The following is a 20,614-nucleotide window of genomic DNA, read 5'->3' as shown; positions in this document are numbered from 1 at the left end:
CACTCCTTTGCCTCGGGGTCTCTGAATTTTTTTAGAACATTTTGTTCCGGTGATGACTCCATCCGCATAGTAGCTTAATAGGCTTATTCCCGGGTTTAGCCTTCTTCATCCTGATATTCCTCAATATGCAAGGAAGACAGGGGATCATAGGTTCCCACCCATTTTCCCTTCATTTTGTAAACTCTCGGCACTCGATTTCCCAGGTTGCAGAGGAATTCATAGGAAAAAACGCCCCATTCCTCCCAATCATAAAGGGAAATCTCTTCCTCTCCCTCCTGTCCCAGAAGAGTAACTTCCTGAAAGATTTCCGCCTCTGTATGACTCACATCAACCATAAACTGATCCATACAAACTCTGCCAAGAATGGGACAAGGCTTTCCTCCCACCAAGACCTTTGCTTTGTTAGAAAGGACTCTCGGATAACCGTCTCCATAGCCCACCGGAACGGTAGCCACCCGCATAGCTTCCTTTGCGATAAAGCTTGCACCGTAGGAAATGGCTTCTCCTGCCGGAACCTCCTTAATATGACTGAGTTTCGCCTTCCAGGATAGAGCCTGTTTCAAGGGTAGCTTTCTTTGCATGTCCTTGGAGGGATAAAGCCCATACATCGCAATGCCGTCCCGCACCATATCGTACTGCACTCCCCGTCCCTCTAAAATCCCGGCGGAGTTGGAAAGGTGACAGAGGGGAAGCTTGATTCCTCTCTCCTCTAAAGCTTTAAGATAGTCTGCAAAACGCCTTTCCTGCATCTCCGTATAAGACTTATCCCTTTCGTCACAGCAGGCAAAATGAGAAAAAATACCGCAGATTTCAATTCCGCTCAAAGAGAAAAGCTCCAGTCCCAATTCTACAGCGTCCTCTTTCTCAACCTGAATACCGATTCTTCCCATTCCGGTGTCCAAAGCCAAATGACAGGGCAGGCTCTTCCCTTCCTTCTTGGCAATAGCGGAGAGCGCTTCTCCCTGCTCCCTGGTGAACAGAGAGGGCATAATGTCATAGTGCCAAAGACTTCTGTACTGCCCCTTGGGAACCACCCCCAAAATCAATATGGGCGTGGTGATTCCTCCCTTTCGTAATATAATTCCTTCTTCAATGGTGGCTACCCCAAAGAGGGAACATTCTTCCTCTACGGCTCTGGCCACCTCCACAATTCCATGGCCATAGGCATCCATTTTCACTACGGCGCAAAACTGCATTCCCTCCCGAAGATGGGATTTCACTGCTTTGATATTATCCTGTAAATAACTTAACTCCACTACCGCGTAGGTTCTGCCGTAGCTTTCTCTTCCCAAACACATTTTTTCGCTTACCTTCTTTTACCGTCTTCTTTGATCTGTCTTCTTTGATCTGTCTTTTATAATCTGTCTTTTATAATCTGTCTTTTATAATCTGTCTTCTTTAATTCGTTTTAGCTTGACAGATTCCCTGATTCACTCTTTGGCAAATGTCTTCTCATTTCTAGCCTTAGTCTATCGAACATCCCTGCTCTTCCAAAAGTTCCAGAGCCTTACCCATGGCATTGGCAATGTTCTGTGCCAGGACGCCGTGTTCTCCCCATTCCTTGGCAGCCAATTCTCCGGCTAAAATCTGTGCCTCACAGGACAAGATAGCCGCAATACAGCCTTGCCGGATTTGCTTTGCGGTCTTATCTTCTTCCTCTAATATCAGATAAATCCCGGCCAAACTTCCGGCAAACACATCCCCGGAGCCTCCCTTACTGAGGGCAGCACAACTTTTCTTCCTGTGATAAACAAGTTCCCCCTCCGGAGAAATCACCATGGTGTCATGAGACTTTAACAGCAAAATACAATGGTACTCTTTTCCAAAGGATTTTGCAATTTCTCCTCCTTGATTTTCGATTTCTGTAAGGCTTTTTCCCGAAAGTCTGGAAAACTCCATAAGATGAGGGGTTAGGAATAAAAGAGACTTCCTTCCATAGGCTTTTGCCAAAGCTTGTAAGGCGGAATCCCTTGAAAGAAGATTAAGCCCGTCCGCATCAATCAATAAAGGAACTTTTCCCTTTTCCAAAACTAAACCCAATAGTTCTCTTGCCTCTTCCCCTGTGCCCATTCCCGGACCAAAGAGCAGAAAATCCGCCCATTCTATTGCCTTTTCTACTTCTTGGAAATGCTCCCTCTCCTTCGAAAAAGAAAGAATAATAGCCTCCGGAATCAAGGTCTGTAAAATCCCCAAATTTTCCTTTGCACTGCACAGCTTCACAAGCCCGGTACCGGAACGATAGGCGGATAGTGCCGCAAAATAAGCTGCTCCGGCCATTCCTCCCGCTCCCGCAATAATCAGGCATTTTCCATAGGATCCCTTATGAGAAGCCGGATTTCGTTTAGGAAGAAATATTTTCATTTTAAAGCCGTCCTGTTCCTCTTTTATCATATTTTTACCACAGTTTTAGAATTCATCAGAATCTCAACATATCTTTTCGAGTTCATATCCCATCATATCTTTTAAATTTTATCAGAATCTCATCATATTTTTGGATTTTATCAAAATCTCATTCTATCTTTTAGCATGTATCAAACTCTCATTACATTATCTAAAAGCCTTCTCCTTCCAAAACCACATAGGCCATTACCAGATCCTTGGTATTGCTGATACTGACATGAAGAGCCTTTCCGCCCATTTCCAGAAAAATCTTTTCCGCGCCGCCATAGAGCTTCACATAGGGCTTTCCCAGACTATCCCTAAGCACTTCAATATCCAAAAGGGAGAAGCTTCTTACTCCGGTGCCGAAGCATTTGGACACTGCTTCTTTTACACTAAAATCACCGGCCAAGCGAGAGAGTCTTCCCTCACTTTGCCGGCGTTCTTCTTCTGTGAATACCCTATGGGTATAATTTTTTTTTACTAATTTTTCTAAACGGGCAATTTCCAATATATCGCAGCCGATTCCCAAAATCATGAACGCTCCTCGAAGACACGGTAGGACAGGCGCATAAGACTTTCTGACAAATGAACATTTTCCGTCACCACGTGATCCGGTACCTCCAAATCCACATGGGCAAAATTCCAGAGACCGTCAATGCCGTAAGAAATCAATTTCTCCGCCACCGGTACTGCCACATCCTTGGGGATGCAGATGGCAGCCAAGCGGATGTGATATTGCTTTACCACCGACTCAATCTCCTCCATAGGAGCAATCTTTAAGTCTCCTACCTTCTCTCCCCATAGCTTGGGGTTGGAGTCAAATATCCCCCGAAGGACAAAGCCCCGCTTCCGGAAATTCGTATAATTTGCCAAGGCAATTCCCAAATGTCCGGCCCCTACGATAATCATAGGATGCTCTCTATCGATGTTTAGAATCTTCCCGATTTCCTCATGAAGATTCTTCACATTATAACCGTAGCCCTGCTGTCCGAATCCGCCGAAGTTATTCAAATCCTGTCGAATCTGGGAAGCAGTCAAATGCATTCTTTTGGATAGTTCCGAAGAAGAGATACGATCAATTTTTTGATCCATTAAATCCTCTAGGTACCGATAATATCTGGGTAAACGTTGTATTACCGCCTGGGATATTCCTTTTTTTTCCATAGCGCCCTCATAAATTGTCATCCTTCACAGCATTTTTTACTATACTGTGCTGTGAAAAAGATGTCAATTCTTTATTGAAAATGCCTTCGCATTATTGGAAATGCCTTCGCATAATCTGCCTTAAATTTTTCAATTCCCTGATCTGTCAGAGGATGAGAAATCATTTGCAACAAAACCTTGAAGGGAACGGTCGCAATGTCCGCCCCGGTCTTTGCACATTCCAAAACATGAATCGGGTGTCTTACAGAAGCACAAATCACTTCGGTTTCCAAGTCCGGATACTGGCTGAAAACGTCCATAATATCCTGAATCAGGATAAGGCCGTCGGAGGAAATGTCATCCATTCTTCCCAAGAAAGGAGAAACGTAGCTTGCTCCCGCTCTGGCTGCCAAAAGCGCCTGGTTTGCAGAGAAAATCAAGGTGACATTGGTCTTGATACCCTCCTTGGAAAGCACCTTTACCGCCTTTAAACCTTCTGCGGTCATAGGAATCTTTACTACCATGTTTTTGGATAAAGCGGCAATCTCACGTCCCTCCGCAATCATCTTCTCTGCGGTGTCACTGTCCGCCCGTACTTCACCGGAAATGGGGCCGTCCATAAAGGAGGCGATTTCCTTCAGGGTTTCCTGATAGTCCCGACCTTCCTTGGCAATGAGAGAAGGATTGGTGGTTACACCGGCAATGATTCCCATATCATAGGCTTCTCGAATTTCCGCCACATTCGCTGTATCAATATAAAATTTCATCTCTTTCCCTCCTTGAACAGAAAATTTATAAGCTCTTTGCCTCTTCCACAACTCTTTCTACCGTGAATCCAAATTCCTTAAAGAGGGACTTGGCAGGACCGGAGGCACCGAAGCGATCCAGACCGATACTCTTTCCTTCAAAGCCTACATATTTGCCCCAGCCGAAGGTGGAAAGGGCCTCAATGGAAATGCGCTTTTTGCAGGACTTCGGTAATACCTTCTCCTGATATTCCGGACTTTGCAGAGCAAATACTTCCAAGGAAGGCATGGAAACCACGCGAACCGCTCTTCCTTCTCCTCTAAGCACCTTAGCCGCCTCTTCTGCCAGCTCCACTTCGGAACCGGTGGCCATGAGGATTAATTCAGGCTCCTGCTCTCCTCCGGAAAGAATATAGGCACCCTTCAAAGCATCTCTTCCATCCTTACAATACTGGGGAAGATTCTGTCTGCTTAGTACAATGGCTGTGGGACAATCCGTGCTGGACAATGCGGAGAACCAGGCCGCTGCGGTCTCCTGCCTGTCACAGGGACGGAACACCCGGAAATTCGGGGTGGAACGAAGCATAGCCAGCTGTTCAATAGGCTCATGGGTAGGTCCATCCTCTCCTACACCGATACTGTCATGGGTTAATACATAAATCTGTGGCAATCCCATAAGGGCTGCCAGTCTTGCCATAGGCTTTACATAATCACTGAACACGAAGAAGGTCGCTACATAGGAACGAAGTCCTCCATGCAGGAGAATTCCGTTGGCAATGCCTGCCATGGCCAGCTCTCTTACTCCGAAATGGATATTTTTTCCAAGGGGATTTTCCGGGGAATAAAATCCCTCTCCCTTCATTTCCGTCTTGTTGGAAGGGGCAAGGTCTGCAGAACCGCCGAAAAGATTCGGCACCAAATCCTTTAAAATCTGAATCACTTCTCCGGAGGAAGAACGGGTTGCTTCCGGCTTCTCCACAGCTGTCCAGAGCTTTTCTTCCTGCAACAGAGAAGCTGCACTTCCGGGATTATGATAAGCACAGTACTTGGCATAACACTCGGGATATGCCTTCTCGTACTTTGCTCTTAAATCCTCCCAGGCACTGTAGGAAGTCTTCTTTTCCTCTACCAAAGCATCATAGTGGGCATAAACCTCCTTCGGTACAAGGAAAGGCTCCTCCTCTTCCCAGTTTAGGAACTGCCGCATTTCTTTAATATTTTCCTCTCCCAAGGGCTCTCCGTGGGCGGAAGCACTGCCCATCTTCTTGGGAACGCCATAGCCGATTTGAGTCTTAATCGTAATAAAATAGGGGGCAGAACAGTCTTCCTTAGCGGTTTCAATAGCCTGGGAAATCGCTTCGATATCATTACCATCCTCAACCGTCAAGGTCTTGAAACCGAAGGCCTGCATACGCTGTTCCACATTTTCCGTAAAAGCAATGTCTGTATTGCCCTCAATAGAAATCTTGTTGGAATCGTACAAGATGGTCAATTTATCCAGCTTCAAGGTTCCGGCAAGAGAAAGGGCCTCGGAGGAAATTCCCTCCATCAGACAACCGTCTCCGCAGAGAGCATAGGTTCGGTGGTCTACCAGCTTTAAATCTTCTTTATTAAACTCTGCCGCCAAATGACTTTCCGCCATAGCCATACCTACCGCCATGGCAAGACCTGCCCCCAAGGGGCCAGTGGTGGCATCAATGCCCTTGGTATGACCATATTCCGGATGTCCGGGAGTAAGGGACCCCAGCTGACGAAACTGCATCAAGTCTTCCTTGCTCAGCCCAAAGGAAAAAAGATGTAATAAAGAATAGAGCATCATGGAACCATGCCCTGCAGATAACACGAAGCGATCTCTGTTATCCCATTCCGGATGCTCAGGATGAAAATGAAGGTGTTTCGCCCAAAGGGTATATGCCATGGGTGCCGCTCCCAAGGGTAATCCGGGGTGTCCTGAATTCGCCTTTTGGATTCCATCTGCAGAAAGAATACGGATACTGTTTATTGCCTTCGTTTCAATCTCTTTATTCATTTTTTCCTCCTAAGCTCTTGACCGATTCTTTATAAAACGAGATACCGCACACTACGTGAGCGATACTCGTTAAGAATTACGTTTTCTATCTTACCATAGGGAAAAAAAATGTCTATGAATTTTGGACTTTAAAAATACAAAAAAGCCTCTATGGAATTCAGGGCTGAAATCGGCTTCGGATTTCCCTTTTTCAGGCCTATATCCATAAAGGCTTTTTCTTAATGTTCAAGCTGTTATTTAGCTGTTATCTTAGCTTTTGTTTTAGCTTTTGTTTTAGCTTTTGTTTTAGCTTTTGTTTTAGCTTTTGTTTTAGCTTTTATCTTAGCTTTTATTTCTTACTCTTCCTTCAACTGGAAGCGCTCCACCAATTCATTCATCTTATTGGCCTGACCGGTAAGCTCTTCGGAGGCTGCCGCACTCTGTTCTGCTGTTGCGGAATTTGCCTGTACTACGGAAGAAATCTGCTGTAAGCCCTGATTTAAGGAAGTGATACCTTCCAAATCCTTGCTGGATGCAGAAGAAATCTTCTCGATCAAGGTGTTTACTTCTTCCGTACTCTTGGAAACGGAATTTAAGGATTCTGCAGTTTCTTCGGTGATTTTTGCACCCTTTTCCACAGCTTCAATGGTTTCTTCAATGAGTAAACCGGTATTCTGTGCCGCCTTGGCAGATTTCTGGGCAAGGTTTCCCACCTCATCCGCCACCACGGCAAAGCCCTTTCCGGCTGCTCCTGCTCTTGCCGCCTCAATAGCCGCATTTAAGGAAAGGATATTGGTCTGGAAGGCAATGTCATCAATGGTCTTAATAATTTTACTGATTTCATTGGACTTTGCAGTAATATCGTCCATAGCCTTACGCATTTCTTCCATCTTTTCATTGGACTGAAGCACCGCAACTCCTGCCTCTCCCTGGAGCTTATAGGCCTCTCCTGCAGTCTTTGTAGAAGCCTGAATGGAGTGAGAGATATCCTGCATATTGGCAGACAGCTCCTCGATGGAGGAAGCCTGCTCCGTAGCACCCTGAGACAGGCTCTGTGCTCCGGTATTTACCTGCTCCGCACTGCTTAATACCTGTACGGAAGAAGCATGAACCTCCTGTAAAGTCTTATTCATATCCTCTTGAATATGCTTTAAGCTTTCCAGAAGCGGTGCATAATCTCCTACATACTCTTCGCTTTCCAGATTTTCGGTAAAGTTTCCGCCCGCCATAGCATCCAAACGGTCTCTAAGGTCAAATACAATCTTCTTACTTCTTCCGATTACTTCGGAAATACTGCGAGAAAGCTCTCCGATTTCATCCTGCTGGGGATAATGAATTTCCACATCGAAGTTTCCGCCTGCCACTTCTTTTCCGGCCTCACTGATCTTCTTTAATGGTTTTAATGCATTGGAAATCCGCAGGAAGTTAATAATCTGAACCAGAATGAAAATGATGACCTCGGACAAAATCAAAGCAAATAAAAGCTGATTTTTCTCCTGATCAAAATGAGGAATGGTCATCGCGGTCTGTACCCACCAATCTACACCCTCGATTTGTAAAGGTACATAGTAACGAACCTGACTGTCTCTTTGGAAAAATGCTTCCTTAGTCTGCATCTTTTCCACCAGCATATCACTATATTTCTGACCGATAAGGTCTCCTAAATTCTTTCCCTTTGCATCCGGGTTGTTACTGTAAACGAAGTTATTTTGGTTATCTAAAACATCAAAGAACACATTCTCATAACCGAGGGTGCTCATATCCAACTCGTTGAAAACCTCTGTGGAAATCTCTGTGGTTACGATTCCCAAAAAACGATCTCCGTCCAGAATGGGAACAGTCATATAGAAGCTTGCCTTACCGGTGTCCGCATTTTCCATAGGAAGGGTTGCGGAAGCCACCTTGCTTTCCTGAGCCTGCTTATAAAAATCCTGTGTACCGTAAACCTCGTAAGGCACCATGGAGAACTTGTCTCCGTCGGTATCATAACGAAGAGAGTAATTGCTGTTTTCCTTGGAAAATGCATCCGGCTCCAAGAGCAATGCCTGGCTCACAATCCCCAGATTGTTTTTCGCAAAGCCCTGCATGGTTTTCATTAAATAATACTCTTCCTCAGCCTCCGAAACCGTCAATGCTCCGGTAGCTTCTTCCAGCTTGCTCTTTCCGCTAAGAGCTGAATCTCCGCCGTCTTCTTTATGAAAATTCACGAAGCTCTCTGCCAAAGACTTCATGGTATTGCTGGTATTGACCGTGATTTTGTTCACTCTACTCGCATTCAAGTTGGAAAGAGCATTCATGTTTTGCTCATTTTTCTTGTTAAATGCCGCGCTGGCCACTGCCAAGATAAAAGCGGTCATCAATGCAAATAAGAAAAGCATGATAATACCTAAGCTCAAAGAAATTCTTCCGCTTAAGGAATGGCTTCGCTTTGACCCCTGCATTTGTCTGCCCTTTGATGTACTCAAATCGTGTTTTTTCATTGTTCCTTCACTCCTTCTGTAGAAAATTCCATTTTTCTCGATTTTTTACGACCTGATTATTATCGGCAAAACTAAAATTCATATAATAAATTGAATTTATAGAACACACTGTTCGGAATTTAGAAATATAATTTCTAAGAATATAATCAACTTTGCCTTTGTATTTTCTTCTTTGCTGTTGCTTAATTTTCTAAATACAAAAATGAAATATAAGTAAATTATTTTATCTTACACACAAAATACTTGAAAATTTTTCTCTCATTCGAGTAAACTGTAGAGGAAATCAACAAGATTATCTTATTCACCGGTTGTAATATTTAAACTGCCTTACAGAAGATTTGGCGGAATTCTTTGCAAAAAAGAGAAAGGAGCCTTTATGAATAACGAAAACATCGAGAGAAATTTAGACGCTTTAGCAGAACATCCTCTTACAGAAATCAGTCCCAAAGAACTGGAAGCACAAAGCTATTCTCTATGTAAAGAGTTGATTGAAAAGGCCAAGCTGCAAAAGAGACAGATTCTTGTGGTGGGTTGCTCCTCCTCTGAAGTTATCGGAGAAAGAATCGGAAGCTGTTCCAGTTTGGAAGCGGCAGAATGCCTTTTTCAGGGCATCTATCGGGCCTGTTCAGAGGCAGAGGTCTTTTTAGCCACCCAATGTTGTGAGCATTTAAATAGAGCCCTTGTGGTGGAACGTGCAGCCCTTCCCTTTCCGGAGCCTGTAAATGTAGTTCCGAAACCAAAGGCAGGAGGGTCATTTTCCACAAAAGCTTATGAGAATTTCCGGGATCCTATTCTTGTAGAGAGAATCCAAGCCGATGCAGGTCTGGATATCGGGGATACCTTTATCGGAATGCACTTAAAATCCGTTGCAGTTCCTCTTAGGCTTTCTCAAAAGGAACTTCTCCACGCCCATGTTACTGCAGCCAGAGTACGACCGAAGTTTATTGGCGGTATTCGTGCTTCCTATGATGAGCGCCTGCTTTAAAAATTAAATTTTATATTATTGTGTAAATGAGTCGAAATTATTTCGAAAAGGAAACAGGATGTTTCCGAAGAATACGCCTATGATTTACGGGAGGGATTCCATGTTACAATACCGTTTTGCTGAAGAAAAAGATTTGACTGCCTGCGTAGACTTATTAACCGATTCTTTTTTTGACTATCCTTATTTTTCTAATTTTATTGAAGAAAATGAAAAGCGCAGAGAATTTGTGCGCTCTATCCAAACCATTGCCGTGGAAATTTACTACGGAAAACAGAGAATGTTACTGGCCGAAGAAGAGGGAGAAATTCTCGCCGTAGCAGCAATCCAAAGCCCTATGGACAAGGGTGTGGAATTTAAAGACTACGTTTCCAAAAAGGCACTGCAAACCTTTATGATTGGCGGTATTTTCAAGACTCTGGCATGGATATCCATGACAGAAAAAGCGGAAAAGGTAATTCACAGCCAAAAATGCCCCTTCTGGTATCTAAGCTCTTTAGCAGTAAAAAACAGCCGTAGAGGGGAAGGCATCGGCGCACAATTCCTGGAAGAAGGAGTAATTCCCTATGTAGCCTCTGAAGGCGGGGGACAATTCACCCTGATTACCAACACGGAAAATAACGCCCGCTTTTATGAAAAAGCAGGCTTTTCCTTAATGTCCTACGAAGAAATCCACACCCCGAAAACCCAAATGGGAAACTGGAGCTTCTCCATGGACGTGCAAAATGAAAAGACTGTTGTCGCATAAACGACAACAGTCTTTTCATTTTGCATAATAAACAGAGCCTTTCCTATCCTTCACTCTTACGATATTCCGAAATACACTGTAACACCTTAGGACACAGGAGGAAAAGAGCAATCAAGTTAGGGATTACCATAAGACCATTAAAGCTGTCCGCTACAGACCAGACCACGGATAAATCCACCGTAGCTCCCAAGATAGATACCAAGGCATAAAGACTTAAAAAAATCTTTACCGCAATAGGAGAGGCAAAAACAAACTCTGTAAATCGAGCTCCATATAAGCCCCAGCCTAAAATGGTGGAAAAAGCAAAACAGCAAAGAGCCACCGCAGTAAAAATACTGGACCATGCTCCATAGGTGCTGGTAAAGCCTGAAATCGTAAGTTCAGCGCCGGCTTCTCTTCCGAAAGGAATATCTACTCCACTGCATAAGATTACAAGAGCCGTCAGCGTACAGATCACAATGGTGTCCGCAAACACCTCAAAAATTCCAAAATATCCCTGTTTAACCGGCTTTCTGGTATCCGCCGTTGCATGGGCAATAGAACCGGTTCCCAAGCCCGCTTCATTAGAGAAAATCCCTCTGGAAATTCCCTTCTTCATGGAAAGAATAAAGCTTCCTACAGCACCTCCCGTAAATGCTCTGGGAGAGAAGGCAGAAGCAAAAATCGTAGTAAAAACAGAGGGAACCCTATCAAAATGAAGGAAAACAACCCCTAAGGACAATACGACATAAAACAAACCCATAAAAGGAACCAGCTTTTCCGTCACCTGTCCAATTCTCTTGATTCCTCCCAACAAAATCAAAGCAACCAGCACAGCAATCACTATCCCGATAAAAAGGTTTACCCTTCCATTCCCTTCCGTAGGCAATAGGGAAAAATGGAATAAGGCCTCATTAATTGCCGCTGTTATCGTATTCACCTGGGTCGCATTTCCGGTGCCAAACACCGTAAGAATACCAAATACCGCATAGAGGTAAGCCAGAAACATCCACTGCCTGCCTAAACCGTTCTTGATATAGTACATGGGTCCGCCCAGCAGCTCCCCTTTTTTATTGCTTTCCCGATAATAAACTGCCAAGGTAACTTCACAGAACTTTGTGCACATCCCTAAAATCGCGGACATCCACATCCAAAAGACTGCTCCGGGACCGCCGATACTGATGGCTCCCGCCACACCGGCAATATTTCCCGTTCCAATGGTGGCCGCCAAAGCGGTGCAAACCGCCTGGAAGGGTGTCAAAGCCCCGTCCTTTGCCTCTCTTTTTCGAAAAATTCTTCCGATTGTTACCTGCATAGCCTCAGGAAAATTCCGAAGCTGTAAAAATCCGGTACGGATACTCAGATACAAACCCACACCAAGAATACAGGCCATAGCCGGTACTCCCCAAATAAACCGGTTCACAAGCCGGTTGGCCTCAATCAACATATTCATCTTTTTTACCCTATCTGTTCTATACTCTAAATGTTCTTCGCTCTAAATGCTCTATGCTCTAAATGCTCTTTACTCTAAATGCTCTTTATTCTAAATGCTCTTTATTCTAAATGCTCTATGCTCTAAATGCTCTATGCTCTAATCATCTACTAACCTATCAAGCTGTTGACCTCTACACGAATAGGATAATCTTCTTGTTCCTCCAAAGATCGCTGTCGCATCACTCTGTCAATAGCCACATGACTGGATTCCGCACTTGCTCCAACCAATAAAATCATGTATTGTTTATTACCGCAGCGAACCACCACATCTCCCCTTCGAATCGTCTTGCTCAAAAGACCTCCAAAGTTCCTCATTCGATTTTCCGTTCCTCTGCGATCCGCATCCGAACTCTCTTCTACCGTAAACAAAACCATCTGTACCGGAAGCTGTGCTCTCTCTCCCGTCCGCTTTAGAAAATGATAGATACTGCAAAAATCTTCATAATCCACCATATAAGCACCGGGGAAATAATCTCTGCCCTCAATTCTTTTCTGAATCTCCGGCAAGGAAACCACGTTGCTGATTTCCTCTTCTTCCTCCTGCTCTTCCGAAAAAACGAAATATCCCCCATGTCCTGCGGACTTTACATGATACATGGCTTCATCCGCCTTTTGGTAAAGACTTAAAAAGTCGGAGCCCTGTTGAGGCGCCATGGCAACACCGATGGAAATTCCGAATTGTCCCGAAACAGAGGAGCCTAAGACATGTTCCAGGCAAGACTTCACCTTCATGCAGATTTCCTCACAGCGATCCTTCAAAGCATCCTCATTCCAGAAGCCTCGGTAAAAAATAATAAACTCGTCACCGCCAATACGCCCCAAAACATCATCGGAACGCACCAGTCCCTGTAGCACCTTCGCCACTTCCATCAAAACCTGATCTCCCATCTCATGACCGAAACGATCATTTACCATCTTAAAATGGTCCAGGTCCAGCATGAGCAAAAGACCGTTGTCTTTTTTCATTTGTAAATACTCGTTAATTTGTTGTACACAGGCACTTCTATTAAAAAGTCCCGTTAAAACATCGATATCCGCCTTTTTTTCCAGATGCTTCAGCATCTGTTCTCTTTTTATAATCCGTTCCACACGGCGAAGTAAAAGATCCGGCAATAAAGGTTTTCTGATATAGTCATAAGCGCCCAAATCAAAGCCCTTAATCTCCGCTCCGGAATCCTCGTCAGAGGTCATAATCACCACCGGAATATTGGCCAAATCATGGCGTTCCAAACGGCGAATCTCCTTCAAGAAAGCATAGCCGTCCATCTCCGGCATATGCAAGTCCACCAGCAAAATATCCGGTTTGGAATTCGGCAAATCCTCCAATGCGGCTTTGGCATTGTCATAAGTAGCTACCTGATAATGATCCTTCAATGCCTTTTCTGCAATTTTTCTGGGAATCAACTCGTCATCCACGATGACCACTCTCTGGCTCATTTTACTCCTTTTCCACCATCCCTGGAAACATCTTACAAAAATCTTACATCCTGCTTTTATCATACGAAAAACGATAAAGACACGTCAAGCTCTATTTAAGTTTTTTATTCTTAATTTTCTTTGAAAAAATTAAGAAAATAATTTTTAATTCATCTATTAAAATTACTTTATCGAAAATCCTTTAGTAACACACAAAGAGGCCATGTCTAGCTTCCTAGACACTGGCCATCTTCTTAGTATGCAAATATTCCGTATGTTCCTTCCGGGCTGTAGCTAAATACTTCTCACTGATGGATAATTCCGTTCCATCCTGCAAGATTAAACTTCGCCCGGTAATCCGTTGAATGCAATCCTTGGATACCGCAATATAACGGGAAATCTGTACAAAATCATCTTTCCCGTGTTGATCCATAAAGGCTTTCATGGACATATAGGTTTCCATATCATCTTCACGCAGGTGAATGAGAAGCCTTCTTCCCATGGTTTCTACGTATTCCACGTCTTCCAGATAAATCCGTTCCGGCTCCCGGTCCACCATGACTTCCATATACTTTACCTTTTCCACGGTTTCCAAGGCGTGGGAAAGCACTTTGGAAAATTTCTCATATTCCACAGGCTTTTGAATGTAGGAAAATGCCTTTAATTCAAAAGCCTCCGTCACATAGTCATTTCCCCCTGTGATAAAAATGATTTTCCCCGGAGCATTTCGTTCTTTAATCTCCCTTGCCAGTTCAATTCCATTTAAATTCGGCATAAAAATGTCTAATAAAAACAAATCTGTAAGGTTAAGATCCTGCTCTTTATTTTCCAGAAATTCCTCTCCGGAGCCATAGTAAGATATCTCTACCGGAATCATCCGTTCTTTAAAAAATCGTCCCAATAGGACCCCTAAAAATTTCCGTTGTACCAGCTCATCATCACATACCACAAGCTTAATTTTCTTCATGGATAAACTCCCGGACTACTGTAAGTATTCTCTAGCTTCTTGAATTGTCTTCCTGTAGAGAGCCATGAAAGCCTCATGATTATAGGCAATATAATGCTCGGCTTCCTCTTTCTCTACCTTGTCTACTACTCTTTTTGCTGCATGTTCCAGTTTTTTTGCATTTTCGGATAGCTTTACGGCGCCAACTGTTAAGGAGGTTGTCTTTAATCCGTGGGCATAAAGACGATATTTACTGTAGTCCTTCTCTGCAAATGCCTTCTCCAGCTCCTGCATCTTCTCGTCACTACTGTCTCTGAAAAGCCCCAGGATTTCTCGATATACTTCCTCATCCTGCATGCAATACTGCAAACCTGTACTTCGATCCAGCGTTTTCTCTTCTTCTTCCTTCTCTACTATAGCATGTTTCTTTAATTCTGTCTGAAAATATTCTTCATTTGTTCTCTTCCGAATTAAATTCTCCGGCAGGAAGGTATACAAGGTTTTCTCCAGCTCATTTCCATCCACAGGCTTCGTCAGATAAGCGTCAAAGCTTGTGTTTACGTACTTCTGACGAATACCGGGGAGCATATTGGAGGAAAAGGCAATGACGGGAACCGGTTTTCCATAACGGTTTTCAAAGGCATTTTCCCGAATCTTCTTCAAGGTTTCTTCTCCATCCATTCCCGGCATCATATGGTCAAGGAATATAATATCGAAGTTCTCTTCTCTTAACTTCTCAATACACTCTTCTCCCGAAAAGGCACAGGTAATCTGTACTTCTGTCCTCTTCAAAAGATTCTGTACCAGACGAAGATTTAATTCATTGTCATCCACCACCAAAATTCTGGCGTCCTTGGCAATAAAGCCCTTATTAAAGTCCTTCTTCTCTCCTCTTTGCTTCTGGTACCGTTCTTCATAATTTCCGATACGGTCTTCGTTTAACTGCCACTGGGGAATATAAGCTGTAAAGCAGGAGCCCTCTCCAAACACACTATCCAACTGAATGTGTCCGTTCATGATTTCCACAAAATAGTTGGTAATGGGCAGTCCCAGGCCTGTTCCCTGAATATTCTGGCTCCAACCGGACTGTACTCTTTGGAACTTCTGGAAAATAAGCTTCTGATCACTTTCCTTCACACCTACACCGGTATCCTTTACAGCAATCTGCAGCTCAATGGCTTTTGCCGTACTGAGCCCGGTTTCTTCCTTGGACTGCACAGGAGAATTTCCCTCTTCGTCCAAAGCCCTTGCTGTTACGCTCAGAGTAATTTTTCCCTTTTCCGTGTACTTAATCGCATTATCAATCAGGTTTAGGATAACCTCCCGCACCCGGAAAGCATCTCCGTAAAGCACCGCCGGAGTGTCTCCGTCAACAAGGATTTCGAATTGCAGACCCTTCCACTCTGCACGGAAACGAACCATACTGTTAATTTCGTGAATCACAGTAGCCAATTCATAGGGCTTAGGTACCAGCTTGATTCCTCCGGATTCGATTCTGGAGAAGTCCAAAATATCATTTACTAAAGACAAGAGGGTCTGCCCGGAAGCCTGAATATCCTGTGCATAGCTTAATACCGCATCATCACGGCTCTCCCGAAGAATCATCTCATTCATACCGATAACGGTATTAATGGGGGTTCTAATCTCATGGGACATATTGGCTAAAAATTCTGCCTGTACCTTATCGGAAATCTCCAGCTTGCTCTTTTCATTCTGTACCTTATCATACTCAATGCCTTGCGCATGCATAATCTGGAAGGCAAAGATAATGGTTCCGATGGAAAGGAATTTTCCCTGGTTTGCATAGCCGCTAATCATATAGGAAAGCAACTCAATAATACAGAAACCAATCAGGGTGCAATAAGCCCCCATCATCCAGGTCAACTCCCTAAAGAGATGTTTATCCTTCTTCCAAACCATGTAAAAGCTACGCAATACCTCAATTGCGGTAATCAGTCCCAAAATGTCAATGGGAAGATTTAATTCTGCAAAGGAAAAGATTCCTACACCCGCAGAAAAGATTATCAAGGTATCACAGATAAAGATAAAAAAGGACAATAGGAAGAGTTCTCTTTGACATAAGCCCTTTTCCACTTTGTTGATAAAAAGTAGCGCCGGTACCGGAATCATGATAATAGACAGGTACTCCAAATTCCACAGCAAGAGAATATTGTTAAAAATCAGCTGTCTGGCATCAATCTGACAACCAAGCCATAGTCCCATAAAAAATAGACTGACTCCTGTATAATATGCTCCTCTTTCGTCTCCCTTCTTTTTATCCACCAGAATATATTCCACCCACATTCCGATTCCCAGGAACATGAGACAAAAAGCTGCCAGTATCTGCAAAGCATTCTTCCAAAGAATGGCACAAATAATAGAGACGTCTTCTCCAAAATAAATACCTCCAAGGGTATTCTCCGCTGTTCTGCCTCTTCCGGTCAGCTCAATACGAATCATCTTCCCAAGCTGATCCTTCTGTACCGGGATACGAACCCAGGAAATAGGCGGAATCTTACTATTAAATGGCGGGATATCCGCATATTTAAATTCATATACCACTCTACCGTCTATCCACACCGTAATATCCTGATGCACTGTTCGAATAAACAAGCTGGTTAACGCATAAGGAACATCCTGGGGTAACTGTCGCTCAATTAAGAGCTCCTTCTCCGGAACGGACTCCCCGGTAGAATATAAACGTTTCTTTGAACCGTCCGGCAAAACTCTTTGCCAGCCGGATTGTAAAACTTCAAATTTTTCCTCATAAAATCCAAGCTTATCATAGTAGCGCATAGAACTGGCTACCACAAAGATAAGCACAAAAATCAAAAACAATAGGTAGATAAAGCGTATCTTAACTTCTGTTATTCTATTCATACTATTTCTCCGAACTCCTTTTCCGAGAAAACTCTTTATTCAATTCCCTCTATAGATTAGTGCATTTATTTTAACATATTTCTTAAGCTTGTTCTACTCTCAGGCATCCATAATTCCCTGATTCATTGTAGAAAAAAAACGAAAGTGCTCCTTACCATCTTTACATTTCGACCAAAGAAGGAAAATTAATAAACAAAATACCGTAAGATTTGCACTTGTAAAGCATTGTACGCAAAAAGCCACTAAGGATTATTGTCCTTAGTGGCCTCAGGTTTGTGAGATTTTACTTCGTCGCGAAATCAAAATCCTTCGCCTTCTTCCTCTGCATCCTCCTGGTATTTCTCCAGAATGGTCTGCTGAAGTAACTCTCTCGTGGTGGAGCGGATAGGGTGAGCGATATCTCTATACTCACCGTCCGTAGTTTTTCTGGAAGGCATAGCGATGAATAAGCCCTTTTCTCCCTCAATGACCTTAATGTCATGAATCACAAATTCTTCATCAAATGTGATAGAAACAATGGCCTTCATCTTACCTTCTTTGTCAACCTTACGAACCCGTACATCTGTAACCTCCATGATACTCCTTCCTTTTTACATGGTATACCTTTCATTTTTCTCGATGACGATTCTGATATTCTCCGGTGTTCCAATGTAGGTGGTATTGGCGCGAATGGTGTCCCGGCTCTCCACGATGCAATGTTCAATGACGCTGTTATCTCCGATATACACATCATTCAGGATAATCGAATTGCGAATAATGCAGTTATTTCCAACGTAGACCTTACGGCACAAAACAGAGTTTTCCACTGTCCCGTTGATGATACAACCGCTGGCCACTATGGAATTATGCACACTGCAATCCGGATTGTACTTCGCAGGCGGATTGTCGGCCAATTTTGTGTATACACCGGGGGCCTGCTTAAAGAAGTAATCCCGAATATTTCTCTTTAGGAAGTCCATATTTGTCTGATAAAAGGACTCCACTGAAGCGATATTGCTCCAATAAGTATTTAGTCTATAACCGTAGATTCGCTTGATGTTCTTGTAGCGAATCAGAATATCCTTTACGAAATCATAACGATCCTCATCATGGGCTTTTTCCAAAAGCTCAATCAACTGTCTTCTGCGGATAATATAAACTCCGCAGGAAATACAACTGGCATCAGTTGATACGGGCTTTTCTTCAAAATCCACGATTCTGCTGTCCTCATTCATCTTAAGACAGCCAAAGCGGGATATATCATCCCCTGCATCCATGTTCTTGCATACAACGGTGATGTCCGCTTTCTTTTCGATATGATATTCCAGTACCTTGTTATAGTCAAGCTTATATACCCCATCTCCTGCGGCAATGATGACATAAGGCTCATGAGATGACTGTAAAAAAACAAGGTTTTGATAGAGTGCATCTGCCGTACCCCTAAACCAATCTCCATGCTCCGCAGTAATAGTCGGGGTAAAAACATATAGTCCACCTTGTTTTCTTCCGAAGTCCCACCACTTGGAAGAGGACAGATGCTGGTTCAACGACCTGGAGTTATACTGGGTCAACACAGCTACTTTCTGAATATGCGAATTGGACATATTCGAAAGAGAGAAGTCGATAGAACGGAAGGTGCCTGCAACCGGCATTGCGGAAATCGCTCTCTTGTTGGAAAGCTCTCTCATTCTTTTGTTGTTACCGCCTGCTAAAATAATTCCTATTGCTCTCATAGTCTTTCATCCTCCCTTATAATCGCTCCTCCACTTTGAAGGAATCCATCCGGGTAGTCCGAAAGATCCGTCTTCCCATAAATCGCCGTGTTTCTGCCAATGGAAACTCCATCGGGTATAAGGGAATTCTCCCCTATCGTAGCAAGGTCTGAACAATACACCCTGCTGTCATAAACAGAATCCTGGTATTCTCCGGTACCAATCACACAATCTTTGCCAATCTCTACATTTTCAGCAATCACAGCCTGGTCGATATGTGTGTTCTCTCCCACCACCGTGTTTGCCATAATAATACTATCTGAAATAACGGCCCCATGTTCCACTGTTACACCGGCACCGATAATAGAATTGTAAATCTCTCCATGAATCTCACAACCTTCAGAAATAACGGATCGTTCTACGTGGGAATGGGTTGAGATAAATTGTGGAGCGGGATTATCGGTCTGGGTGTAAATTTTCCAATATTCCTCGTACAAGTTAAATTCGGGAATCAATGCAATCAGTTCCATATTGGATTGCCAGTAGGAATACAAGGTTCCCACATCCTTCCAATATCCGTTGAACTCATAGGCAAAAACATTCCCTATGTTCTGGAAAATATAAGGAATAACATGCTTTCCAAAATCCAAATCCGGCACATCCCGGGTTCGTAGCAAAGCATCCTTTAGCACTTTCCAGGTAAAGATATAAATTCCCATAGAAGCCAAATTACTCTTGGGTTCCTTCGGTTTCTCCTGGAAATCTATAATCCTGCCGGCTTCATCGGTGACGGTAATTCCAAAACGGCTTGCCTCCTCCATGGGTACCGGCATGGCGGCAATGGTTAAGTCGGCCTTCATCGCCTTGTGATACTCCAGCATAACCTCATAATCCATCTTGTAAATGTGATCCCCGGAAAGAATCAACACGTACTCCGGATCATAATTCTCGATATAAGCGATATTTTGGTAAATGGCATTGGCCGTTCCCGAATAAAAGCCGGTATCTTTCTGAGATTCATAGGGCTGCAATACCGTAACGCCTCCCCTATTACGATCCAAATCCCAAGGAATACCGATGCCGATATGTGCATTCAGGCGTAAGGGTTGATACTGAGTAAGTACTCCCACTGTGTCTATGCCGGAATTAATACAGTTACTTAAGGGGAAATCAATAATGGAATATTTTCCGCCAAAAGAAACCGCCGGTTTGGCAACATTCTTTGTAAGAACCCCAAGGCGTGAGCCTTGGCCGCCAGCTAAAAGCATGGCGATCATCTCTTTCTTAATCACGTCATCACCTCTCTGCATCTAAAACATATGGCACTGGCAACCACAAAGAGCTTTCTCTCTATTCAAATACTTCTATTCAAATATTAAGAGAATTCTTAATCTTCTTCTCCTTCTGGTATTTGTATTATAGCACTAAGCTCAAGGCTTGAAAACCGAATTTTACGAAATTTTTACCATAAAAACTTCAAGCCTATTCTATTTTTTGTATAAAAGTTATTTATTCTTCGGGAAAAGACTTTTATGAACCTCCCCATCCTATTGAAGAATGCTATAAAGCAAAAAAGAAATTTTCGGCAATATAGGGCTGAATATGGGATAGTCTTAGCCCGATACTTACGAAAAACAAGAGACGCGCAGTTTTTCGCTTAGTATCCGTAAGGACAGACTTTTCATCAGAAAAGTCGTCCTGATACAGACCAACTTCCGA

General features: G+C 43.4%; 16 protein-coding genes. 2 read left to right on the top strand and 14 right to left on the bottom strand.

What is annotated here, in order from left to right:
• Positions 1-95: 95 nt before the first annotated feature.
• The 7 genes from alr to RYO92_RS04110 all read right to left on the bottom strand — a co-directional run bounded on the left by alr (position 96) and on the right by RYO92_RS04110 (position 8,759).
• Positions 96-1,298, bottom strand: coding sequence for an alanine racemase (alr, locus tag RYO92_RS04140; protein ID WP_315369579.1), 1,203 nt, complete (start codon positions 1,296-1,298; stop codon positions 96-98).
• 166 nt (positions 1,299-1,464) lie between these two features.
• The gene (locus RYO92_RS04135) at positions 1,465-2,361 is read right to left on the bottom strand and encodes an NAD(P)H-hydrate dehydratase (RefSeq protein WP_315369578.1); all 897 of its coding nucleotides are present in this window, start codon (positions 2,359-2,361) and stop codon (positions 1,465-1,467) included.
• A gap of 190 nt (positions 2,362-2,551) precedes the next feature.
• Positions 2,552-2,917, bottom strand: coding sequence for a holo-ACP synthase (gene acpS, locus RYO92_RS04130; RefSeq protein WP_315369577.1), 366 nt, complete (start codon positions 2,915-2,917; stop codon positions 2,552-2,554).
• Positions 2,914-3,546: a redox-sensing transcriptional repressor Rex gene (locus RYO92_RS04125; protein ID WP_183684799.1), complete on the bottom strand. Its 633-nt coding sequence runs from the start codon at positions 3,544-3,546 to the stop codon at positions 2,914-2,916. The genes acpS and RYO92_RS04125 overlap by 4 nt, the downstream gene beginning before the upstream one ends.
• A gap of 71 nt (positions 3,547-3,617) precedes the next feature.
• Complete coding sequence (gene fsa / locus RYO92_RS04120) at positions 3,618-4,292, bottom strand: fructose-6-phosphate aldolase (RefSeq protein ID WP_315369576.1); 675 nt, start codon at positions 4,290-4,292, stop codon at positions 3,618-3,620.
• Positions 4,293-4,317: 25 nt separating this feature from the next.
• On the bottom strand, positions 4,318-6,300 hold the full coding sequence (gene tkt / locus RYO92_RS04115) for a transketolase (protein WP_314966777.1): 1,983 nt from the start codon (positions 6,298-6,300) through the stop codon (positions 4,318-4,320).
• Positions 6,301-6,635: 335 nt separating this feature from the next.
• Positions 6,636-8,759, bottom strand: coding sequence for a methyl-accepting chemotaxis protein (locus RYO92_RS04110; RefSeq protein ID WP_315369575.1), 2,124 nt, complete (start codon positions 8,757-8,759; stop codon positions 6,636-6,638).
• A 376-nt stretch (positions 8,760-9,135) separates the two neighbouring features.
• Here RYO92_RS04110 and RYO92_RS04105 point away from each other — a divergent pair, with 376 nt between their 5' ends.
• Both RYO92_RS04105 and RYO92_RS04100 read left to right on the top strand, forming a co-directional pair.
• The gene (locus RYO92_RS04105; RefSeq protein ID WP_315365099.1) at positions 9,136-9,744 is read left to right on the top strand and encodes a TIGR01440 family protein; all 609 of its coding nucleotides are present in this window, start codon (positions 9,136-9,138) and stop codon (positions 9,742-9,744) included.
• Positions 9,745-9,844: 100 nt separating this feature from the next.
• On the top strand, positions 9,845-10,489 hold the full coding sequence (locus RYO92_RS04100) for a GNAT family N-acetyltransferase (protein ID WP_315369574.1): 645 nt from the start codon (positions 9,845-9,847) through the stop codon (positions 10,487-10,489).
• A 43-nt stretch (positions 10,490-10,532) separates the two neighbouring features.
• On the opposite strand, the gene RYO92_RS04095 is transcribed toward RYO92_RS04100, so the two are convergent.
• The 7 genes from RYO92_RS04095 to RYO92_RS04065 all read right to left on the bottom strand — a co-directional run bounded on the left by RYO92_RS04095 (position 10,533) and on the right by RYO92_RS04065 (position 20,187).
• Complete coding sequence (locus RYO92_RS04095) at positions 10,533-11,921, bottom strand: alanine/glycine:cation symporter family protein (protein ID WP_315369573.1); 1,389 nt, start codon at positions 11,919-11,921, stop codon at positions 10,533-10,535.
• A gap of 149 nt (positions 11,922-12,070) precedes the next feature.
• Positions 12,071-13,399 carry a GGDEF domain-containing response regulator gene (locus tag RYO92_RS04090; protein WP_315369572.1) on the bottom strand — a complete coding sequence of 443 codons (1,329 nt, stop codon included), beginning with the start codon at positions 13,397-13,399 and terminating at the stop codon, positions 12,071-12,073.
• Between the two features lie 214 nt (positions 13,400-13,613).
• Positions 13,614-14,345, bottom strand: coding sequence for a LytR/AlgR family response regulator transcription factor (locus RYO92_RS04085; protein ID WP_315369571.1), 732 nt, complete (start codon positions 14,343-14,345; stop codon positions 13,614-13,616).
• A gap of 15 nt (positions 14,346-14,360) precedes the next feature.
• Positions 14,361-17,204 (bottom strand): response regulator, encoded by a 2,844-nt coding sequence (locus RYO92_RS04080; protein ID WP_315369570.1) that lies wholly within the window; start codon positions 17,202-17,204, stop codon positions 14,361-14,363.
• Between the two features lie 299 nt (positions 17,205-17,503).
• Positions 17,504-17,779, bottom strand: a complete 276-nt coding sequence (gene spoVG / locus RYO92_RS04075; RefSeq protein WP_007156442.1) for a septation regulator SpoVG — start codon at positions 17,777-17,779, stop codon at positions 17,504-17,506.
• Between the two features lie 15 nt (positions 17,780-17,794).
• Positions 17,795-18,916, bottom strand: a complete 1,122-nt coding sequence (glgD, locus tag RYO92_RS04070; RefSeq protein WP_007156443.1) for a glucose-1-phosphate adenylyltransferase subunit GlgD — start codon at positions 18,914-18,916, stop codon at positions 17,795-17,797.
• The gene (locus tag RYO92_RS04065) at positions 18,913-20,187 is read right to left on the bottom strand and encodes a glucose-1-phosphate adenylyltransferase (protein WP_315369569.1); all 1,275 of its coding nucleotides are present in this window, start codon (positions 20,185-20,187) and stop codon (positions 18,913-18,915) included. The genes glgD and RYO92_RS04065 overlap by 4 nt, the downstream gene beginning before the upstream one ends.
• Positions 20,188-20,614 lie beyond the last annotated feature (427 nt).

The sequence above is a fragment of the Oribacterium sinus genome (genome assembly GCF_963553175.1).
Taxonomy (GTDB): domain Bacteria; phylum Bacillota; class Clostridia; order Lachnospirales; family Lachnospiraceae; genus Oribacterium; species Oribacterium sinus_B.
This window is presented reverse-complemented; position numbering and strand designations above follow the sequence as displayed.